Origin of the sequence: Streptomyces sp. NPDC021225 (assembly GCF_044332865.1) — a bacterium.
Classification (GTDB): domain Bacteria; phylum Actinomycetota; class Actinomycetes; order Streptomycetales; family Streptomycetaceae; genus Streptomyces.
The window spans coordinates 254,198-275,303 of record NZ_JBIRPV010000009.1 but is presented as its reverse complement, the minus strand read 5'-3'; the positions used below and the strand labels follow the sequence as shown (position 1 = coordinate 275,303).

The window sequence follows — 21,106 nt, the reverse complement described above, 5'->3', positions numbered from 1 at the left end:
GCCGACCCCTGGAGCGTCCCTGTGCAGATCTCGCGTCGTGCCCTGCTGTCGCTGGTCCCGGCCGCGACCCTGTCGGCGGTGGCGCCCTCGGCGGTGGCGCGGCCCCGGCACGCCCGGGCCGCGGGCCACGCAGAGGTGCTGGACAACGCCGTCGCCGTCCTCGCCGGCACCGCCGACTCCAACGCCCGGCCCGAGGTCGCCGCCAAGCTCGCGGCCATCGGCTCGACCGCCCGCGCCCGGCTGACCGCCCTGGACGGCGCGGGTCCGGGCGAACTGTTCCGCGGCCTCCCCCTCGGGACCAGCGACACCAATCTGACGACGTCGTTCCAGTACCTGTACGAGATCGCCCTCGCCACCCGCCTCCCCGGCGGCGAGGCCCCGGGCCCGGGTGACGACACCGCGGTCCAGCGGCGGGTCATCGACGGCCTGGCCCGGCTCCACGACGACTACTACGGTGACCAGTCGAAGGGCTACTACGGCAACTGGTTCAACTGGGAGATCGGCATCTCCTCCCAGCTGACCCGGACCCTCGTGCTGCTCAGGGACAAGCTCGCCGCGTACCGCCCCGATCTGACCGCCACCTGCGTCGCCTCGATGGACGCCTACCTCCGCAACGGCAAGGGCGGCGACGTCGACCTCGACTCCCGCTTCCACACCGGAGCCAACCTCGCCGACATCACCACGAACCGGATCCTCCAGGGCGCCGTGCTCGGCGACGACGCCCGTATCGAGAAGGCCGTGGCCGACCAGCTGACGGTCCTGGCCACCATCGACCCCTACCAGCTCAGGCACGACGTCACCGACGGCTTCTACGCCGACGGGTCGTTCCTCCAGCACGCCTCCGTCGCCTACACCGGCTCCTACGGCAAGGGCCTGCTCACCCGAGTCGTCCAGACCATCAAGATCCTCGAGGGCACCGGCTACGCCGAGGGCGAGGACCTCGTCGGCACCGTGCGCGACTGGGTGGTGCGCGGCTTCGCGCCGCTCGTCTTCGAGGGCTGGATGATGGAGATCGTCAAGGGCCGCGGGGTGTCCCGGACCACCACGGGCTACACCGATGTCGCGGAGGTCGTCGAGGCCGTCGTCGACCTCTCCGCCTACGCGGCCGAACCCGACGCCACCGCCCTCAAGGGCTACGTCAAGTACGTCCGGCAGGCCTCCAGGGCCGCCCTCGACCCGGCGCGCTTCGTCTCCCCGGTCAGCGTCGCCCGCTACGCCGACATCCTCGCCGACCCGGGGATCACGGCGAAGGACCTCAACCCGGCGGAGCGGAACGTCGCGTTCAACGCGATGGACAAGACCGTCCACCGGCGCCCCGGCTATGCGTTCGCCCTGGCCAGGAGCTCGCCGCGGATCAGCAAGTACGAGTACATGAACGGCGAGAACCTCATGCCGTGGTTCCAGGGCGACGGCGCCCACTACCTCTATCTCTCCGGCCAGGACCAGACCCAGGCCTACGGTGTCGACTACTTCACCACCGTCTCGCCCTACCGGCTGGCCGGCGTCACCGCGCCCGTGGAGACCCGCCGCACCGTCCCCGAGCTCTACGGCGGGCTGTGGTACGACAACCCGGAGCGCGGATTCACCTCCTCCTCCGAGTCGCAGAACACCTATGTCTACTTCCCGCGCGGCGCGGGCGGGCTCTCCGGCGGCGCCTGCCTCGGCGCGTACGGCGCGGCCGGGCTCGTCCAGGCCGACGATGTCGCGTACGCCGCCCAGCAGGCCGGAACCCTCCCGGACGACTTCGTCGCCTACCGCAACGCCCGCGCCACCAAGTCGTGGTTCATGCTCGACGACGAGATCGTCGTCCTCGCCGCGGGGGTGGGCGATCCGGCCGGACGCGCGGTGACAACGACCGTCGACACCCGCGTCGCCCTGCCGTCGGACGCCATCGCCCTCACGGGGCGGCTGCGCGACGGCACCCCCTGGTCCGGCACCGGTACCGCCCCGCTGGCCTGGCTGCGCTACGCCGACGCCGGCCACGGCACCGCCGTCGGATATGCGTTCCTGGAGGGGCGGCGGCCCACCGTGGCACTCGATGTGGTCACCCGCAGCCGCCGCGCCGTCCGCCTGTCGAACGCCGACACCATGGTGACCAAACAGGTCTTCTCCGTGTCCTTCGCGCAGCCGGCCGGCGCGCCGCCCGCCGCGATGGCCTACGCCCTCGTCCCGAACGCGTCCGAGCGACAGCTGATGTCGTACGCCCGCGGGCCGGTGTCCGTCCTGGTCAACACCGCCCGTGTGCAGGCGGTGCGGCACAGGGGGCTCGGCCTGGTCGCCGCCAACGCCTTCGTCCACGGCTCCCACCGGGCCGGACCGCTGTCGATCGACGGCCCGGCGTCGGTGATCCTCCGTGAGGGGCGCCGCGGCACCGTGTCGGTGGCGGTGGCCGACCCGACCACCGAGCGCGACACGGTCTCGGTCGTCATCGGGGGCCGCGCCCTGCGGGCCGTCACGGCGGACGACGGCGTGCGCGTCGACCGGGTGCGGGGTGGCACCCGGATCCGCGTCAACACCCGCCACGCCTACGGACGGAGCTTCACGGCCACGCTGGCCGGGCACCACCGGGCCGAGGGGTAACGGGCGGCCCCGGAGGCCAAGGGCTCCAAGCCTTTCTCGCCGTGGGTGACCTCCCGCTCACCCGGACGGTGCAGGAAATCGAGGAACACCGGCTCGTCGAACATTACTGTCGTGTCATCGCGATCGAGTCCGAGCGGTAACCAGTGACCGGTGGTCACCGAACTTTCCTCAAGGAGCTCGAATGGTTGACAAGTCCGCCGAAGTCTTGATTTCCGAGCCGGACGAACCCGCGATGGCCGGGCGCGGCGGCACCGCCCCGGCGGCGACCGACATCGAGAGGAGACTCGCCGAGGTACTGGCCGAGGTGGTACCGGCAGAAGGCGTCTCGGCCACCAGCCACTTCTTCACCGATCTCGGCGCGAACTCCCTGGTCATGGCCCAGTTCTGCGCGCGGGTCAGAAAGCGGCCGGATCTGCCGTCCGTGTCGATGAAGGACATCTATCGGCACCCCACGATCCAGAGCCTGGCGGCGGCGCTCGCGGACACCGCTCCCCCCGCCGTCGATTCACCGCCCCCCGCGCAGGAACCGACGCGGGTGGCGTCGCCGACGCGGAAGGCATCGTCGCGCACACGGGATTACGTCCTGTGCGGAACACTTCAGCTCCTGGTTTTCCTGGCCTATTCGTTCGTCACCGGGCTCGTCGCCGCCCGAGGCTACGAATGGGTCGCCACCGGAACGGACCTGGCCGACATCTATCTGCGGTCGGTCCTGTTCGGCGGCATCGGCTTTGTCGTCGTGTGCGCCTTCCCGATCGCGGCCAAATGGATTCTCATCGGCCGCTGGAAGCCCCGCGAGTTCCCGGTGTGGAGCCTGACGTATGTGCGCTTCTGGATCGTCAAGGCGCTGCTCCACGCCAATCCGGTGCGCTTCTTCAACGGCAATCCGCTGTATGTGCTGTATCTGCGGGCGCTCGGTGCGCGGATCGGCAAGGGAGTCACGATCCTCTCCCACTCCATCCCCGTCTGCACCGATCTGCTCACGATCGGGGCCGGCACGGTGATCCGCAAGGACTCGTTCCTCCTCTGCTACCGGGCCCACGCCGGGCGCATCCAGACCGGCCGGATCACCCTCGGCCGGAACGTGTTCATCGGCGAGAAGACCGTGCTCGACATCGACACCTCGATGGGCGACGGAGCGCAGCTCGGCCACGCGTCCGCGCTGTACCGCGGCCAGGTGGTCCCGGACGGCGAGCGCCGGCACGGGTCGCCGGCACAGCCGACGGAGATCGACTATGTGCGGGTCGGGCCCGCCCGGTGCGACACATCGCGCCGGTTCCGCTTCGGCCTCGCCACCCTGCTCCAGCTGTTCCTCCTGTACCTGCCGCTGACCGTCGGCGGTATGTACATGCTGTTCCGCGAGGTTCCGGCGCTCGGCGAGCGATCCGATGCGGGCACGGCCGGACTCACCTCGTCGGCTCTCCTCACCGACGCGCTGCTGGTGTCCGCCGTGCTGTTCTTCGGCTTCGTCGTCGTGGGCCTCGCCGTGGTGTGCACCGTTCCACGCCTGCTGAGCCTGGCCGTCAAGCCCGACGAGGTGTATCCGCTCTACGGCTTCCACTACGCGGTGCACCGGGCGATAGCAGGCATGACGAATCTGAAGTTCTTCACCTGGCTTTTCGGCGACAGCTCCTACATTGTCCACTATCTCCGCGGCCTCGGATACGACTTGTCCCGGGTCGAGCAGACGGGGTCCAACTTCGGCACGGAGGTGCGGCACGAGAACCCGTATCTGGTGACCGTGGGCAGGGGCACGATGGTGGCCGACGGCCTTTCCATCGTCAACGCGGACTTCTCGAGCACGTCCTTCCGGGTGTCCCGGGCCTCGATCGGGACCCAGAACTTCCTCGGCAACAACATCGCCTATCCCGCCGGGGCCAGGACGGGCGACAACTGCCTGCTCGCGACGAAGGTGATGATTCCCCTCGACGGTGAGATCCGCGAGGGAGTGGGTCTGCTCGGCTCGCCCAGTTTCGAGATTCCCCGGTCGGTGGAGCGCGACTCCCGGTTCGACCACCTCAGGACCGGGGACGAGCTGCGCCGCAGCCTCGCCGCGAAAAACCGCTACAACCTCCGCTCCATGGTTTTCTTCCTGCTCGTGCGGTGGCTGCACGCCTTTGTGCTCACGACGCTCGGTCTCGCCTCGATCGGTCTGTACGGTCTGCTCGGGCATGCCGTGATCGCCGCGTATCTGGCTCTCACGCTCGGGTTCACCGCCCTCTATTTCGTCCTGGTGGAGCGCTGTGTCGCGTCGTTCCGCGCACTGCGCCCCCGGCTGTGCTCCATCTACGATCCGTACTTCTGGTGGCACGAGCGGCTCTGGAAGGTGCCGGACGAATACCTGGACGTTTTCAACGGAACCCCCTTCAAGAACGTGATCTGGCGGCTGCTGGGGGTGCGCATCGGCAGCAGGGTGTTCGACGACGGCTGCTATATGACCGAGCGGACGCTCACCACCGTCGGGGACGACTGCACCCTCAACGCCGGAAGCAAGATCCAGTGCCACTCGCAGGAGGACGGCACCTTCAAATCGGACCGCACCACGCTCGGCGACCGCTGCACCCTCGGTGTCGGCACCCATGTGCACTACGGCGTGACGATGGGCGACGGTGCCGTGATGGCGCCCGACTCCTTCCTCATGAAGGGCGAGGAGGTCCCCCCGAACGCGCAATGGGGAGGAAACCCGGCCACGGAGCTGCCGGATACCCCTGCCCTGCCCGGCCGCGCCGGCCCGGCGGCGGCAACGGCAACGGCTTCGGCGAACCACGCCGGATCGACGGCGAGTTGAGGAAGGGGCCATTCGATGGGAGCACGCGTGGAAGCGGACCTGGAGTGTGCCGTGCCGACCGCTGGTGGATTCCCCGTCATCCCGCGGTGGGCACGGGAGCCGGTGGCGGGTGTGGCCGAGTGCGAGACGGCGGTGCCGGGCGACGTGGTGAAGGGGGTCCGCGGACTGGCGGACGAGCTGGGGGTGCCGCTCAGCGCGGTGCTGCTGGCCGCGCACGCCAAGGTGGTGTCCGCGCTGTCGGGTGAGCAGGAGGTGGCGACGGGGTATGCCACCGGCGCTACGGACACTCCCCTGCCCTGCCGGCTGACCGTCGCACCCGAGTCGTGGCGCGCGCTGGTGTCGAGCGCTCATCGCGTCGAGGCGGAGTTGCCGGCGCACCGGGAGCCGGAGGCGGCCGGGCGTTCGTACGAGGTCGTGTTCGACCCGGCGGGCGCCGGGGGCGGGCTGGGCGACGGCGTGGTGCTGAGCGTGGGCTGGTGTGCTCAAAACGGCGGCCTGACGGCGCGGCTGCGGTATCGCACCGAGGTGATGGATGCCGGGTGCGCGGCCCGGATCGGCGGCTACCACCTGGCCGCGCTGCGTTTGATGGCGGCGGATGTGGACGCCGGGCACGCGCGGCAGAGTCTGCTGTCGACCGAGGAGGCGCGCCACCAGCTCGAGGGGCTGGCCGGGCCGCGCCGGATGCTGCCGCGCGGGCGTGTGCACGAGCTGTTCGAGCGGCGGGCGCGGGCGCATCCGGAGGCGGTGGCGGCGGTGCACGGCGACCGCCGGTGGACGTACGGGGAGCTGAACGCGCGCGCGAACCGGCTGGCGCGGGCGCTGCTGGCGCGGGGTCTCGGCCGGGAAGGGGTGGTGGCGGTCGTCACCGAACGCGGCCTCGACTGGCTGGCCGCGGTGTTGGCGGTGTTCAAGGCCGGGGGCGTGTATCTGCCGGTCGAGCCGCACTTCCCCGCCGGCCGGATCGCGGCGATGCTGTCGCGCGCCGAGTGCCGGGTGGTGCTGACCGAATCCGGCAGCGCCGACGCCCTCGACCAGGCCCTGACCACGCTGCCGGAAGTGAAGAAGGTGCTGGTCGAGGCGGCGTATGCGGAGCAGCACGCGGACACCGACGTCGGGGTGGCGGTCTCGGCCGGTCAGCTGGCCTACATCTACTTCACCTCCGGCTCCACGGGCGAGCCGAAGGGGGCGATGTGTGAGCACGCGGGCATGCTCAACCATCTCTACGCCAAGATCGATGACCTGGGGATCGGCCAGGGGCGGGTGGTGGCGCAGACGGCCCCGCAGTGTTTCGACATCTCGCTGTGGCAGTTGCTGGCCGCGTTGGTCGTGGGCGGGCGGACACTGCTGATCGGCCAGGAGGTGATCGTCGACGCGGAGCGGTTCGTCGACACGCTGGTCCGCGGCCGGGCCACCGTGGTGCAGCTCGTGCCCTCCTATCTGGAGGTGGTGGTGTCGTACCTGGAGCGCTACCCCCGCGATCTGCCCGACCTGAGGTGTGTGTCGGTGACCGGCGAGGCGTTGAAGCGGGAGCTGGTCCAGCGCTGGTTCGCCGTCCAGCTGAGGATCAAGCTGGTCAACGCCTATGGCCTGACCGAGACCTCGGACGACACCAACCACGAGGTCATGGACGGGGTGCCGGAGCGGGTGCTGCTGGGCCGTGCGGTCAACAATGTGCGGGTCTATGTCGTCGACGAGCGTCTGTCGCTGGTGCCGATGGGCGCCCCGGGGCTGATCGCGTTCTCCGGGGTGTGCGTGGGGCGGGGGTACGTCAACGACCCCCAGCGGACCCGTGAGGCCTATCGGGACGATCCGTACCGGCCGGGTGAGCGGCTTTATCTGGGGGGTGACTGGGGGCGCTGGCAGCCCGGCGGCAAGCTGGAGTTCCTCGGCCGCCGGGACAGCCAGGTCAAGATCCGTGGTTTCCGCATCGAGATCGGCGAGATCGAGAACACTCTGCTGCGGGTGCCCGGGGTGCGGGACGGCGCGGTGGTCGTCGCCGAGCGGCCCGGCCACAGCACGCACCTGATCGCCTTCTACAGCGGCCGGCGCCAGGAGACGGACGTGCTGCGCGAGGCGCTGGGCGCCGCGCTGCCCGCCTATATGGTCCCCTCGGCCTTTCACTGGCAGCACGGCCTGCCGCTGACGGCCAACGGCAAGATCGACCGGAAGGCCCTGACCGCGCTGGCCGAGCAGACCCCGCCGGCCGAACGGCTCGCACCGGCCGGGGACGGCGAGGCCGCCTCCGGGGAGCACGGCGCCCCGGGCACCCCGACCGAGCGGAAGCTGGCGGCCGCCTGGGCCGAGGTGCTGGGCGTTCCCCGTCACCGCATCGGCCGGCAGGACCACTTCTTCGACTCCGGCGGCACCTCGCTGTCGGCCGTGAAACTCACCATCGCCCTGAACCGGGCGGTGTCCCTCAAGGACATCACGCGCCACCCGGTACTCGCCGACCTCGCCGCGCTCCTCGACGGCACGGCCCAGCGGCGCCCAGGGCTGCTCCAGCCGCTGTCGGGCCGGGCACTGTCACCCTCGGACGGCGCGCCGGAGTGCGCCCTGGTGTGCTTCCCCCACGCGGGCGGCAACGCGGTGAACTTCAGGCCGATGGCCGATGCCCTGGCGGGCGGCGGGCCCGCGGTCTACGCCGTCGACCTGCCAGGGCACGACCTGACGACCGCCCAGGGCGAGCCGTTCGCGCCGATGGCACGGGTGGTGGACCAGGTCATCGGGGAACTCACCGGGCATGGCCTGCGCAGGGTCATGCTGTGGGGCCACTCCTCGGGCGCCGCGCCGGCCGTGGAGACGGCGAGGAGGCTGCGGGAGCGCGGGGTGGACGTCCCCCGCGTGTTCCTCGGCGCGCAGCTGCTCGGCACCGCCGCCGGTCGTATCGCCGCCATCACCGAGCTGACGGGGCGCACCGACGCCGAGATCGCGGCGAAACTGAGCGCGCACGGCGGGTACACCGAGCTCGGCGAGCTGAACGCGCGACACGCCGAGCACGTCGGCGCCGCCTACCGTCACGACTGCCTGGCCGCGCACCGCTACTTCGCCGACGCCCTGGAAACCCCGCCGGAGGCGAAGCTGTCCGCGCCGGTCACCGTGGTCGTCGCCGCCGACGACCCGAGCACGGCGGGATATCGCGACCGGTACCGCGACTGGCTGCTCCTGGCCGAGCGGGTGGACCTGCACGAACTCGCCGAGGGCGGCCACTACTTCCCGCGCACCCGCCCGGCCGCGACGGCACAGGCCGTCCTGGCTGCCGCCGAATCGTCGGCCTCCGCGGATTCTCTGGCCCCCTCCTGAGGCTCATCCCCGAGCTTCCGAGTGGCGATTGAAAGGAAACCGAGATGTCGTCCACATCCCTGCAACCGCTGTCCGCGGTGACCCCGCACCCGGGCAGACCCCCCATCCTGCACGTCGAGTCCCCGGATGACGCGCCGAGTTGGGCGGCCGAGCACCGCGCCGCGCTGCGCGAGCAGGTCGCCGAGCACGGTGTGCTTCTCGTCCGCGGCCTGGGGCTGCGGGAGGTGGATCAGGTCGGTGCCGTCTTCGCGGGACTGGCCGATGATCTGATGGCGGAGAGGGAGGCCTTCGCTCCCCGGGAGAGCCACGGCCCGGGGCTGTACTCCTCCACCGCCTGGCCGGCCAACCAGCCCATGTGTATGCACCATGAGCTGAGCTACGCGGCGGAGTGCCCCGGCCTGATGCTGTTCGCGTGTCTCCAGGCGCCCGCCGAGGGCGGGGCGACCGCGGTGGCCGACGCCGAACGTGTGCTCCAGGCGCTGCCCGCCGCGCTGAGCGAGCGGTTCGAGTGGGAGGGCTGGCTGCTCACCCGCAGCTATAACGACGAGATCGGGGCGTCGGTGGAGGAGTCGTTCGGCACCGACGACCGCGCCGCGATCGAGCGCTACTGCCGCGCTCACGCCATCGACTTCGACTGGCGGCCCGACGGTTCGCTGCACACCCGGCAGCTCCGCGCCGCCGTGGTACGGCACCCGCTCACCGGCCGGCGCTGCTGGTTCAACCAGATCGCCTTCCTCAACGAGTGGACGCTGGCCCCCGAGGTGCGCGAGTACCTGGTGGATGTCTACGGGGCGGACGGACTGCCGTTCAACACCCGCTTCGCCGACGGCTCCCCGATCGGCGAGGACGTCATCCAGCTGCTCAACTCCACCTACGAGGACCACACCGGACGCGAACCCTGGCAGGACGGCGACCTGATGCTGGTCGACAACATCCGCACGGCGCACAGCAGAGAGCCGTTCACCGGAGAGCGCCGGGTACTGGTCGCCATGGCCGAGCCCCGGCGCCTGGCCGACCACTGCCCGGCCGGGAAGGTGGGCCGGTCATGAACCCCTCGCCGTCCCCCGCCACCTCCCGTCAGGTCCCGGCGCCGTCCTTCGCGGTGATCTCCGGCGGGCAGGTACAGCAGGCGCTCGAAGGGCGCGAGAAACAGATCGTGGAGCTGGTCGAGGCCACCTACCGGCTGCACGGCGCCGGGGACTCGGTCAACCCCCCGTCGTACTTCCTGCGCTTCCCCGACCGCCCCACGGCCCGGATCATCGCGCTGCCGGCCTCCGTCGGCGGCCCGGTCCATGTGGACGGGCTGAAATGGATCTCCAGTTTCCCGGACAATGTGGCATCCGGCCTGCCCCGGGCCTCGGCGGTCCTCATCCTCAACGACCCCGACACCGGCTACCCCTTCGCCTGTCTGGAGAGCTCGATCATCAGCGCCACCAGAACGGCGGCGTCCGCCGCGCTGGCGGCCGACTGGCTCAGCCGCACCAGGCCCCGCCCCACCCGTATCGGCTTCTTCGGCACGGGCCTGATCGCCCGCTACATCCACACCTTCCTGACCGGCACCGGCTGGACGTTCGACGCCATCGGCGTGCACGACGTGTCCGCCGACAGCGCCGAGGGCTTCCGTGGCTGTCTGCGCCGGGCCGACGCATCCGGACAGATCACCGTCCACGACAGCGCCGAGGAACTGGTGCGCTCCAGCGACCTGGTGGTCTTCGCCACCATCGCCGGCCGGCCGCACCTCACCGACCCGGGCTGGTTCGGCCACAACCCGCTCGTCCTGCATGTGTCCCTGCGCGACCTCGCCCCCGAGATCCTGCTCGCCTCGGCCAACGTCGTCGACGACATCGAACACTGCCTGAAGGCCGACACCTCCCCTCACCTGGCCGAACAGCTCACCGGCAACCGCGACTTCCTGGACGGCACCCTCGACGACGTCATGACCGGACGGGCGACCCCGCCGGCCGACCGGCCAGTGATCTTCTCGCCCTTCGGGCTCGGCGTCCTCGACCTCGCCGTCGGCAAGCACGTCTACGACGAAGTGGCCCGGGCCGGACACCTGCACCTCATCGACGACTTCTTCCACGACCTGCGCCGGTACGGCTGAGAGTCCCCTCTCCCAGCTCTGGCATCAGGAGGCCAGCGTGCCCGTCATCTCCACACCCCATGCCTTCAACGAGAGCCGGCTCTATGTCGACCTCCGGTCGATCTTCGGGCGCTCCCTCTATCTGAAGTGCGAGGGCTTCAACTTCGCCGGCTCGATCAAGCTGAAGGCCGCGATCGAAATGGTGGAGACCGCCGAGCGGCGCGGTGTCCTGACGCCGGATTCGATCCTGGTCGAGTCCTCGTCCGGAAACCTGGGCGTGGCGCTCAGCATGATCGCCGCCAGCAAGGGTTACCGGTTTCTGTGTGTGACGGACTCCCGCTGCAACCTGTCGGCCAGACTGCTGATGGAGGCGCTGGGCAGCCAGGTGCACATCATCTCCGATCTGGACCCCACCCGCGGCTTCCTCGGCGCCCGGATCGACTACGTACGCGCGCTGTGCGACTCCGACGACCGGTACGTGTGGCTCAGCCAGTACACCAACCCGGGCAACTGGCGGGCGCACTACCGCAGGACCGGCCCGGAGATCGCCCGTCAGTTCCCCCGCCTGGACGTGCTGTTCATCGGCGCGGGCACCACCGGAACCCTGATGGGCTGCGCGCGCTACTTCCGGGAGTGGCACCGGTCGGTGCGGATCGTCGCGGTGGACAGCGCCGGCTCGGTGACCTTCGGTGGCAAGCCGGGCCGCCGGATGATTCCCGGCCTGGGCATGAGCATCCGCCCACCGCTGCTCGACGAGTCCTACGTGGACGAGGTGATCCGGGTCGAGGAGGCGGACACCATCCGCGCCTGCCACCGTCTGGCCAGACGCGGGTTCCTGTTCGGCGGCTCCACCGGGACGGTGGTCAGCGGCGCGATGGACTGGCTGGACCGGCATCGAACGCCCGGCCTCACCGCGGTGGCCATCGCCCCGGACCTCGGCGAGCGCTATCTCGACACCATCTACCAGACCGCCTGGCTACAGGATCTGTACGGAGATCACATACTCGACTCCGACGAGGTGACCGCCGACTCCCTGTGAGCCGAGGTCATACCGCGTACGGCGGGCCGGCGGGTGACCCCCGGAACGGCCCGTCGGCCCGCCCGTACGCGCGGGGACCGGCGGCGGCACGCACACTCCGCCGCCGAAGTATGGTGTCCCGCCACATGTGCCACTCACCTGTGTGTTCCTACCTTGTGCGGACACGAACACGTCCCCACCGAACACCTGGAAGTGGTGCACATGGCCTCCGCAGGATCCGCTCCCCCGACGACCGCAGCACCCGCGAAGCTCCCCCGCATCGTCGCCGCGAGCCTCATCGGCACCACCATCGAGTGGTACGACTTCTTCCTGTACGGCTCCGCCGCCGCGCTCGTCTTCAACAAGCTCTTCTTCCCCGACTCCGATCCGCTGGTCGGCACGCTGCTGTCCTTCCTGACCTACGCGGTGGGCTTCGCCGCCCGCCCCATCGGCGCCCTGGTCTTCGGGCACTACGGCGACCGGCTCGGCCGGAAGAAGCTGCTGGTCCTGAGCCTGCTGCTGATGGGTGGCGCGACCTGTGCGATCGGCCTGCTGCCGACCCACGCCACGGTCGGCTCCCTGGCGCCCGTGCTGCTGACCACGCTGCGCCTGGTCCAGGGCTTCGCGCTCGGCGGCGAGTGGGGCGGAGCGGTGCTGCTGGTGTCCGAGCACGGGGACGCGCGGCGGCGCGGCTTCTGGGCATCGTGGCCGCAGACCGGCGCACCGGCCGGACAGCTGCTGGCCACCGGTGTGCTCTCGGCGCTGACCGCCCTGCTGTCCGAGGACGCCTTCGAGTCCTGGGGCTGGCGCGTGCCGTTCCTGCTCTCGGGCGTGCTGGTGCTGGTCGGCCTGTGGATTCGTCTCTCTGTCGATGAATCGCCCGTCTTCAAGGAGGCCCTGGCGCGGGCCGAGACCCGCAAGGCGGAGGCGGACCGGACGGGCGACCTGGCCGAGAAGCTGCCGCTGGTGGCCGTCCTGCGCCACCACTGGCGGGATGTGCTGGTCGCGATGGGCGCCCGGATGGCGGAGAACATCAGCTACTACGTCATCACGGCCTTCGTCCTGGTCTACGCGACCTCCGACCACGCGGGCCTCGGCAAGCAGACCGCGCTCAACGCCGTGCTGATCGCCTCCGCGGTGCACTTCGCAGTGATCCCCGCCTGGGGCGCGCTGTCCGACCGTATCGGACGCCGCCCGGTGTATCTGCTGGGGGCCGCCGGGGTGGGCGCGTGGGCGTTCCCCTTCTTCGCCCTCATCGACACCGGGGACTTCGGGGCGCTGCTGCTCGCGGTCACGGTCGGACTCGTCTTCCACGGCGCGATGTACGCCCCTCAGGCCGCCTTCTTCTCCGAGATGTTCGCGACCCGGATGCGCTACTCGGGCGCCTCGATCGGCGCCCAGTTCGCGTCGGTCGCGGCCGGCGCGCCCGCGCCGCTGATCGCCACGGCGCTGCTGGCCGACTACGACAGCTCCACGCCGATCTCGCTGTACGTCATCGCGGCGGCGCTGCTCACCCTGGTGGCGGTCGGCGTCGCCAAGGAGACCCGGGACCGCGACCTGGCCGGGATCGAGCCCACGTCGGCTCCGGCGCCGACCGGGGCGGTGCGGGACGCGGGCGAGCCGAGCACGGCGTCGCGGTCGGGCTCGGCCTGAGGGCCGGTGGGAGGGGCTCCGCAGCCCTTGCCCCTCCCCCGCCGCCCTCAGCACGCTTCGGCAAGCTTCGAGGCGGGCCTCGGTGTTCAGCGGGCGACGGCCGTGGCCAGGCGGTGCAGCCGCAGCGCGAGCTGCACCTCCAGGGCGCGGGACGGCGACTGCCAGTCGGGGCCGAGCAGCCGCCCCACCCGCTCCAGCCGCTGCGCCACCGTGTTGACGTGGACGTGCAGTTCGTCCTTGGTGCGGGCCGGGCTCATGCCGCTCGCGAAGTACGCGTCGAGGGTGCGCACCAGATCCGTACCGCGCCGTGTGTCGTAGTCGACCACCGCGCCGATGGTGCGCGCGACGAACCCCGCCACGCGGGCGGCGTCCCCCGCACCGTCGCCGGCGCCGGCCAGCAGCAGGCCGAGGAAGCCGAAGTCCTCGGCCGCGGCGCCCTCACCGCCGCGCCCCAGCACCCGCAACGCCTCCAGACAGCGCTGCGCCTCCGCGTACGCCGAGGCCACCTCGCCGGGGCCGGCGGCGGGCGCGGCCACCGGCGCGGAGGCGCCGACGGTGACCGCCGCGTGCACGGCGGTGCCGAGCTCCCGGGCGGTGCGGCGGGCCAGGGCATCGGCGCCGCCCTCGCCCTCGGCCAGGGGCAGCAGCAGGACGGTGCCGCCGTCGCGGGCGGCGGCCAGGCCGTGGCGGGTGGCCGCAAGATGGGAGGCCGCGGACCACAGGCGCTGCCGCCCGGCCGCCTCGTCCGGCGCGTCGATTCCGGCGGCGAGGACGACATGGGGCGCGTCCAGGTCCGCGCGCAGCCGGGCGGCGCGCTCGCGCAGCAGCCGCGGCTCGCGGTCGGGGGCGTCGAGGAGGTCGTCCAGCAGCTCGCCCCGTACGCGCTGTTCCGCCTCGTCGGCCGTGCGCCGGGCCAGCTGGAGCAGCGAGGTCACCAGGGCGGCCCGTTCGAGGGTGCGCTGGTCCATGGGGTCCAGGCGGGGGTGGCCGCGCAGCACGAGCGCGCCGAACAGCTCGCCGCTCGCGGAGACCGCGGCGATCCAGTCCTCGCCGTGCCGTACCGCGTGTCCGTCGGCCCGGGAGCGGTCCACGGCCGTGGCCGGGGCCCTGTGTGCCTCGGCGAACTCCACCGTTCCGCTCAGCACCTCGGCCACGGCGGCCGCCACGTCGTGCACCCCGCCGCCGCGCAGCACCAGCTCGGTCAGCCGGTCGTGGACCTCCGAGGCGCGCTCGATGACCTCGCTGCGATCCCCGATGATCTCGTTGGCGGCCTCCAGCTCGGCGAGTGCCGAGCGCGTCTCGGCCAGCAGGTTGGCCGTGTCGATCGCGACGGCCGCGTGGGCGGCGAAGGAGCCGAGCAGGGCTATCTGTTCGCGCTCGAAGACACGGGCGCGGCGGTCCGCGGCGAACAGCACGCCGATGACCCCGCTGCCCAGCATCAGCGGCACGCCGAGGATGGCCACGAGACCCTCGTCGTGGACGCCCGCGTCGATGGTCCGGGTGTGCTGGAACCGCTCGTCGTCGAAGTAGCTCTCGGTCACATACGGGCGGGCGCTCTGGGCGACCAGCCCGCCGAGCCCCTCCCCCATGCCCAGCCGCAGCTGCTGGAAGCGAGCCGAGACCGAACCGTCGGTGACCCTCATATAGGTGTCGCCGGCCTGGGGGTCGTTGAGCGTGAGATACGCGATCTCGGTGCCGAGCAGCGAGCGGGCGCGCTGCACGATGGCCTGGAGCACCGCGTCCAGGTCGCGCAGCCCCGCGAGGTCGTGCGCGGTCTCGAAGAGCGCGGACAGCTCGGCCTCGCGCCGTCTGCGCCCCTCCAGCTCGCCGCGGACGCGCAGGGCCAGCAGCTTGGCGCGCTCCAGGACCGCGAGCCGGGCGGCCGGCGCCCCCTCGGCGCGGGCGCGCAGCACCGGCCGCTCGTAGGCCTCGGCGGGCGCGCCGCGCGCGAGCAGTTCCAGGTACGGGGTCTCCGGTTGATCATGGGACATGGTCACAGGGATACTCCCGCCGGGCTCGAACTCGCCAGTGGCCGGGCCGAACCCCGGCTCCCGATCCGGCGCCCGCTCCGCCGTGGGCCGTGCCGGTCGGGAGGCCGCCGGGCGGCCGGGCAGCCGGTCCGAGGGCCGGTCGCTCAGTGAGCGGTCCATCCGCCGTCCATGGCGAGCGAGGCGCCGGTCACGAACGAGGCGTGCGGGCCGCAGAGATAGGCGACGGCCTCGGCGACCTCCTCCGGCTCTATGAGCCGCTTGACCGCGGAGTCGGCCAGCATGACCTCGGAGACGACCCGCTCCGGGGAGATGCCGTGGGCGGCTGCCTGGTCGGCGATCTGCCGCTCGACCAGCGGGGTGCGCACATAGCCGGGGTTGACGCAGTTGGAGGTGACCCCGTGGGGGGCGCCCTCCAGGGCCGCGACCTTGGACAGCCCTTCCAGCCCGTGTTTGGCCGCGACGTACGCCGACTTGTAGGCCGAGGCGCGCAGGCCGTGGACGGAGGAGATGTTGACGATCCGGCCCCAGCCCTGGGCGTACATGTGCGGCAGCGCCCCCCGCACCAGCCGGAAGGGGGCCTCCAGCATCACGGTGAGCACCCGGGAGAAGACCTCGGGCGGGAAGTCCTCGATGGGCCGGACGAGTTGCAGCCCGGCGTTGTTGACCAGGATGTCGACGCCCTCGGCGGCCCGCTCGGCGGCGTCGAGGTCGGTCAGGTCGAGCGCGCGCGGCTCCACTCTCCCGGGCGGCCCGGACCCCCGCCCGTCGGTCCGGGCCGCCAGCGCGGCGAGCCCCGCGAGCCCCTTCTCGTCCTGGTCCACCGCCAGGACCGTGGCCCCGGCGGCGGCCAGCCGGAGGGTGCAGGCCCGGCCGATGCCGCCGGCGGCCCCGGTGACGAGTGCGGTACGGCCGCCGAGGCCGGGGTCGGACCCGGCGGCGGGGCCCGGTGTGGTGGACTCGCTCATGAGGGGCAGGCTAGGCGGCGGCCGGGGCCCGACCGATGTGCGCCCGGCACATACTTCACTCCGGGACAGTGGGATCGAACCACGTCGGGCCGTCCTCGAGAGCCCGCTTGATCCGGGTCAGCGCGTACTCGTCCAGCTCCGGCAGCGAGTCGAGCGGGAACCAGCCCACTTCCAGGGACTCCTCGTCGTTCACCCGCGCCTCGCCGCCCACCGCGCGGCAGCGGAAGCAGATGTCGACGAACTGGCATACGTCGTTATTGGGATAGGTCACCGGCTCCGCGGTGTGGACGAGCACGATGCGCTCGGGGACACAGCGCACCGCCGTCTCCTCGTACACCTCCCGCACCACCGCCATCGCGGGCTGCTCGCCGGGTTCGGGGATGCCGGAGGGGAGCGCCCAGCGGCCGTTGTCCGCTCGGCGCCCGAGCAGCACTCTGTCCTCGTCGTCGAGGACGACGGCGCTGGCACCCGGCAGGAACAGCAGTTGGTGGCCCGCGGTCGCCCGCAGCTCGAGGATGAAGTCGGGAGTAGGCATGCGCTGAGGCTATCGGTCCGGGTGAGCGGCACCGGATGCCATTTCCGTCACAGCCGGATGCCTTCCGCACACCTGCCACACATCTACCGCATCACTTCTGCGCACCATATACACATATCCGGCCACAGTCGCTACGGTATCCGTCCTGGCCCGCATGCGGCCTTTGGCCGCCTCCGGCGGGTCCTCCCGGGCCCGCCGCCGCACGGCCGGTCCGACACGCGGTGCCCGTCACGACTCGGGGGGTCGAACGGGATGGCGTCTTCAGCGGCACGGCCTGTCGTACGGAAACACAGCAGCGCGCCCGACATCGTGGGCTCCGCGGTCCTCGGCTGCTGCGCCGCCTGGGCCCTGGTGTGCGCCGCGGGCCGCACCGCCCGTCCCGAAGGCGTACTGCTCGCCGTGCTGGCCGTGGCCGCCGGGTACGCGTGCGGGCGGATCGCCGGATCGCTGCTGCCGGTGGCCTCGGCCACGGCCGCGGCGCTCGCGGGCCTGGGCCTGGCCTGCACCGTCCCGGACGGGGCGGGCGGCCACGACGGGGCGGCCCACGCGGCGCTGTTCACGCTCGCCGTCGGGGCGGCCTGCGGCGCCGCCTGGGCCGCCCGGTCGGCCGTGCTCCGGCTGGCCCTGCGCCTGCTGGCCGTGGCGATCGCGGCCACGGCCCTGGTGGCCGGGTCGCCGGCCGGCTGTGCGGCCGGGGCGCTGGTGCTGCTGTGCTCGCTCGCCGCCGCCCGGGCCCGGCGCCGGCTGCCGGGGCTGGCCGGGCTGGCGCTGGTCGCGGCGGTGGCCGTCGGCGGCTGCTGGGCCATCGCCGAGGACACCCTCCCGGACAGGCTCTCGGCGCCGTTGCGCGACCGGCTGGGCGAGCACCGCGTACGGCTGTGGCAGGACGCCGTACGGATCGCCGGACACGGCCCGCTGCGCGGAGCGGGGCCCGACCGGTTCGGCGAGCTGAGCCCCACCGTCCAGCGCTCGGTCACCGCCTCGGACGACACCCCGTCCTCGGCCCCGCTCCAGCAGGCCGCCGGGCAGGGGCTGCCGGGGGCGGCCCTGCTGGGCGCGGCCTTCGGCTGGCTGCTGTACGCGCTGTGGCGCTCGCCCCGCCGGACACCGGCCGTCCTCACCGCGGCCGCCACGCTGACGGCCCTGGCCGTCGAGTCGGTGCTCGGCAACGCGCTCAGCTTCCCGGAGGTGACCGCCGGGGCCGGCCTGATCGCGGGGCTGGCCACGGCGCGGCTCCCGGACGCGGACCCGGGCCCTTTCGCGGGCGTACCCCCGCCCCTGGACCCGCTCCCGGCGACGCGCTGAGCACGCGGGTGGGCGTCCCCTTTGGCGACAGGCGATTCTTCCCCCACCCCGCCCCTTCCCGCAGTGTCGAGCCCCTGCCCATGTGCGGCTCGGCCGCGTGGGCCCGCCACAGGCGTCAAGATCCGCCGGACGGGGCCTAGGCCCGCGAGGCCCCGGCCGCGATGCCGCGCAGACGGTGGCGGATCACGCGCACCGCGGCCTCGGCGTCGTCCACGGTGACGGTGAAGATCCGGCCGTCGCCGAGCCTGAGCACCAGGCCCTCACCGCGGCGCACGACCACGGCGGTGCCCTTCTCGGGGCGCCAGCGGTAGCCCCAGCCGCCCCACTGGCACGGGGTGACCCGGGGGGCGAAGTCCGCGTGGACCACGTCGTTGAGCGGGATGCGGCGGCGCGGCAGCCCGATGTGGCCGCAGCGCACCTCCAGGGCCTCCTCGTCGACCCGTACGGCCACATGGACGAAGGCCAGGGTGCCGAAGAGCATCAACAGCCCGGCCGCGAGGCAGCCGATCACGGACATCAGGAGGGGGGCAAGACCCGAGGTCCAGGGAGAGTCGACGGCCAGGTCGATACCGAGCGCCACACAGGCGGCGCCGCCGGCGGCCAGCACCCATTGGGCGCGGTTGTGCGCACGTCCCGTCCAGACCTCGGGCGGCTGCCCGGTCGCCGCCCGCTCGTCGCGCTCGTCGCCCTCGCCGTGGTGCCCCATAGCTGGCAGGGTACTCACGTTCCGCTACCCCGGCAGAGGATGGCCGCAAGGACGCCGGGAAGGACAGCCTCGGAACGATCGGGCCGGTGTCAGCCCCGGGCCAGCGGTTCGGGCGCCAGTAGACGGCCCTCGGTGTAGGCCAGGGCGACGTCCGGCAGGACGGCCTCGCGGCCGCTGAGGATGACGGTGAGCCGTCCCCGGGAGAGGGCCGACGGGGCCTCCCCCGCCGCGGGCGCGGCAGCGGCGCCGATCCGGCGCAGGGCCTGGGCGACGACGGCCCCGGCGGACCCGTGCAGGGCGATCGGCGGTGCGTCGGCCGGCTGGACGGCGGCCCGGATGCGGTCGGCGACCAGCTCGTAGTGCGTGCAGCCCAGGACGAGGGCCCGGATGTCGCGCGGGGTGCGGGCCGCGGCGTCGGCCACCGCCGCGTCGATCGCCGCGGAGTCGGCGTGCTGTACGGCCTCGGCGAGCCCCGGGCAGGCCACCTCCGTCACGCCGACCCCGTCCGCGAAGTCACGGATGAGCCCGCGCTGGTAGGGGCTGCCCGTGGTAGCGGGGGTGGCCCAGATCGCGACGGGTCCGCCGCCCGCCGCCGCGGGCTTGATCGCGGGTACGGTCCCGATGACCGGCAGCGCGGGCTCCAGCTCGGCCCGCAGCGCGGGCAGGGCGTGCACGGAGGCGGTGTTGCAGGCGATGATCACCGCGTCGGGGCGGTGCGCGGCCGCGGCGCGGACGCAGGCCAGCGCGCGCTGGGTGACGTCCTCGGGGGTACGGGGTCCCCAGGGCATGCCGTCGGGGTCCGAGGAGACGACGAGATCGGCGTCCGGCCTGAGCCGATGCACCGCGGCCGCTGCCGGGAGCAGGCCGATTCCGGAGTCCATGAGCGCGATCTTCACCCGGTCACCTTAATGGATCGCCCCGGAGCGCCCGGCGGCCGGGCACCCGGTCGGGCAGACTGCCACGGTGAACGCGCTGACGTGGATCGCCGTCGGGTCACTTGTCGTCTGGGTCTGGCTGCTGCTGGGCCAGGGCTTCTTCTGGCGTACGGACATCCGGCTGCCCAGCGGCGGCCAACCGGCGGACCCCGGTGGCGAACCGGGGGCGAACCTCGACGACGAGGAGTGCTGGCCGGCGGTGGCCGTCGTCGTCCCCGCCCGGGACGAGGCCGCCGTCCTCCCCGTGAGCCTGCCGTCGTTGCTGGCGCAGGACTATCCGGGGCCGGTGGAGATCTTCCTCGTCGACGACGGCAGTACGGACGACACGGGCAAGCTGGCCCGTGAACTCGCCGATGAACACGGCGGGCTGCCGCTGACCGTGGACTCGCCGGGCGAGCCGCCGCCGGGCTGGACGGGCAAGCTGTGGGCGGTGCGCCACGGCATGACGCTCGCCGGGGCCCGCCCGGACACCGAGTATCTGCTGCTGACCGACGCGGACATCGCGCATGAGCCGGACTCCCTGCGCGAGTTGGTGCGGGCGGCCCGTGGCTCCGGGCTCGACCTGGTGTCGCAGATGGCGCGGCTGCGCGTGGCGACGGTCTGGGAGCGGCTGATCGTCCCGGCGTTCGTGTACTTCTTCGCGCAGCTGTATCCGTTCCGGTGGGTCAACCGGGCGGGGGCGCGGACGGCGGCGGCCGCGGGCGGGTGTGTGCTGCTGCGGCGGGAGGCGGCCGAGCGCGCCCGGGTCCCGGAGGCGGTCCGGCACGCGGTCATCGACGACGTGGCGCTGGCCCGGGCGGTGAAGCGCGGTGGCGGAAGGATCTGGCTGGGGCTCGCGGACCGGGTGGACAGTGTGCGGCCCTATCCGCGGCTCGCCGAGCTGTGGCGGATGGTCTCGCGCAGCGCCTACGCACAGCTGCGGCACAGCCCGCCGCTGCTGGTGGCCACGGTGGCCGGGCTCGCGCTGGTGTACCTGGTGCCCCCGGTGGCGCTGTGCGCGGGGCTGGTGGCGGACCGGCCGGCGCTGTGGGCGGCGGGGGCCGCCGCGTGGGCGCTGATGGCGGCGACATACGTCCCCATGCTGCGCTACTACCGGCAGACGCTGTGGCTGGCCCCGCTGCTGCCGGTGACGGCGCTGCTGTATCTGCTGATGACCCTGGATTCGGCGGTGCGGCACTATCAGGGGCGCGGCGCGGCGTGGAAGGGGCGGACCTACGCCCGCCCCGGCGCCGCGCCCTGACGGCACGTCT

14 protein-coding genes are annotated in these 21,106 nt (G+C 72.6%); 9 read left to right on the top strand and 5 right to left on the bottom strand.

The window, feature by feature from the left end; all coding sequences use genetic code 11:
• Nucleotides 1-21 precede the first annotated feature (21 nt).
• The 7 genes from ACH4S9_RS33745 to ACH4S9_RS33715 all read left to right on the top strand — a co-directional run bounded on the left by ACH4S9_RS33745 (nucleotide 22) and on the right by ACH4S9_RS33715 (nucleotide 13,419).
• Nucleotides 22-2,580: a polysaccharide lyase family 8 super-sandwich domain-containing protein gene (locus ACH4S9_RS33745; protein WP_398375385.1), complete on the top strand. Its 2,559-nt coding sequence runs from the start codon at nucleotides 22-24 to the stop codon at nucleotides 2,578-2,580.
• 181 nt (nucleotides 2,581-2,761) lie between these two features.
• On the top strand, nucleotides 2,762-5,365 hold the full coding sequence (locus ACH4S9_RS33740) for a Pls/PosA family non-ribosomal peptide synthetase (RefSeq protein ID WP_398375383.1): 2,604 nt from the start codon (nucleotides 2,762-2,764) through the stop codon (nucleotides 5,363-5,365).
• Between the two features lie 15 nt (nucleotides 5,366-5,380).
• A complete protein-coding gene (locus ACH4S9_RS33735; protein WP_398375382.1) occupies nucleotides 5,381-8,665 on the top strand; it encodes an amino acid adenylation domain-containing protein in 3,285 nt (1,094 codons plus the stop codon).
• A 44-nt stretch (nucleotides 8,666-8,709) separates the two neighbouring features.
• Nucleotides 8,710-9,714, top strand: a complete 1,005-nt coding sequence (locus tag ACH4S9_RS33730; RefSeq protein WP_398375380.1) for a TauD/TfdA family dioxygenase — start codon at nucleotides 8,710-8,712, stop codon at nucleotides 9,712-9,714.
• The gene (gene sbnB / locus ACH4S9_RS33725) at nucleotides 9,711-10,769 is read left to right on the top strand and encodes a 2,3-diaminopropionate biosynthesis protein SbnB (RefSeq protein ID WP_385343471.1); all 1,059 of its coding nucleotides are present in this window, start codon (nucleotides 9,711-9,713) and stop codon (nucleotides 10,767-10,769) included. Before ACH4S9_RS33730 ends, sbnB begins: the two co-directional genes overlap by 4 nt.
• Before the next feature lie 37 nt (nucleotides 10,770-10,806).
• Nucleotides 10,807-11,787, top strand: coding sequence for a 2,3-diaminopropionate biosynthesis protein SbnA (gene sbnA / locus ACH4S9_RS33720; protein WP_398375378.1), 981 nt, complete (start codon nucleotides 10,807-10,809; stop codon nucleotides 11,785-11,787).
• A gap of 201 nt (nucleotides 11,788-11,988) precedes the next feature.
• Nucleotides 11,989-13,419 carry an MFS transporter gene (locus tag ACH4S9_RS33715; RefSeq protein WP_311723119.1) on the top strand — a complete coding sequence of 477 codons (1,431 nt, stop codon included), beginning with the start codon at nucleotides 11,989-11,991 and terminating at the stop codon, nucleotides 13,417-13,419.
• Nucleotides 13,420-13,505: 86 nt separating this feature from the next.
• Here ACH4S9_RS33715 and ACH4S9_RS33710 read toward each other — a convergent pair whose 3' ends face one another.
• The 3 genes from ACH4S9_RS33710 to ACH4S9_RS33700 form a co-directional block, all read right to left on the bottom strand.
• Nucleotides 13,506-15,410, bottom strand: a complete 1,905-nt coding sequence (locus tag ACH4S9_RS33710; protein WP_398375375.1) for a helix-turn-helix domain-containing protein — start codon at nucleotides 15,408-15,410, stop codon at nucleotides 13,506-13,508.
• A gap of 143 nt (nucleotides 15,411-15,553) precedes the next feature.
• Nucleotides 15,554-16,375, bottom strand: a complete 822-nt coding sequence (locus ACH4S9_RS33705) for a 3-hydroxybutyrate dehydrogenase (RefSeq protein ID WP_398375373.1) — start codon at nucleotides 16,373-16,375, stop codon at nucleotides 15,554-15,556.
• A gap of 55 nt (nucleotides 16,376-16,430) precedes the next feature.
• Entirely contained in the window at nucleotides 16,431-16,910 is a 480-nt protein-coding gene (locus tag ACH4S9_RS33700) for an NUDIX domain-containing protein (protein WP_311723122.1), read from the bottom strand.
• A gap of 252 nt (nucleotides 16,911-17,162) precedes the next feature.
• Between ACH4S9_RS33700 and ACH4S9_RS33695 the strand changes: the two genes are divergently transcribed.
• Nucleotides 17,163-18,215 (top strand): O-antigen ligase family protein, encoded by a 1,053-nt coding sequence (locus ACH4S9_RS33695; RefSeq protein ID WP_398375371.1) that lies wholly within the window; start codon nucleotides 17,163-17,165, stop codon nucleotides 18,213-18,215.
• Nucleotides 18,216-18,351: 136 nt separating this feature from the next.
• Here the strand turns inward: ACH4S9_RS33695 and ACH4S9_RS33690 are convergent, their stop codons facing one another.
• On the bottom strand, nucleotides 18,352-18,921 hold the full coding sequence (locus tag ACH4S9_RS33690) for a hypothetical protein (RefSeq protein WP_311723124.1): 570 nt from the start codon (nucleotides 18,919-18,921) through the stop codon (nucleotides 18,352-18,354).
• An 89-nt stretch (nucleotides 18,922-19,010) separates the two neighbouring features.
• Nucleotides 19,011-19,817: a glutamate racemase gene (locus ACH4S9_RS33685; RefSeq protein WP_398375369.1), complete on the bottom strand. Its 807-nt coding sequence runs from the start codon at nucleotides 19,815-19,817 to the stop codon at nucleotides 19,011-19,013.
• A gap of 76 nt (nucleotides 19,818-19,893) precedes the next feature.
• Between ACH4S9_RS33685 and ACH4S9_RS33680 the strand changes: the two genes are divergently transcribed.
• Complete coding sequence (locus ACH4S9_RS33680) at nucleotides 19,894-21,096, top strand: glycosyltransferase (protein WP_394816723.1); 1,203 nt, start codon at nucleotides 19,894-19,896, stop codon at nucleotides 21,094-21,096.
• Nucleotides 21,097-21,106 lie beyond the last annotated feature (10 nt).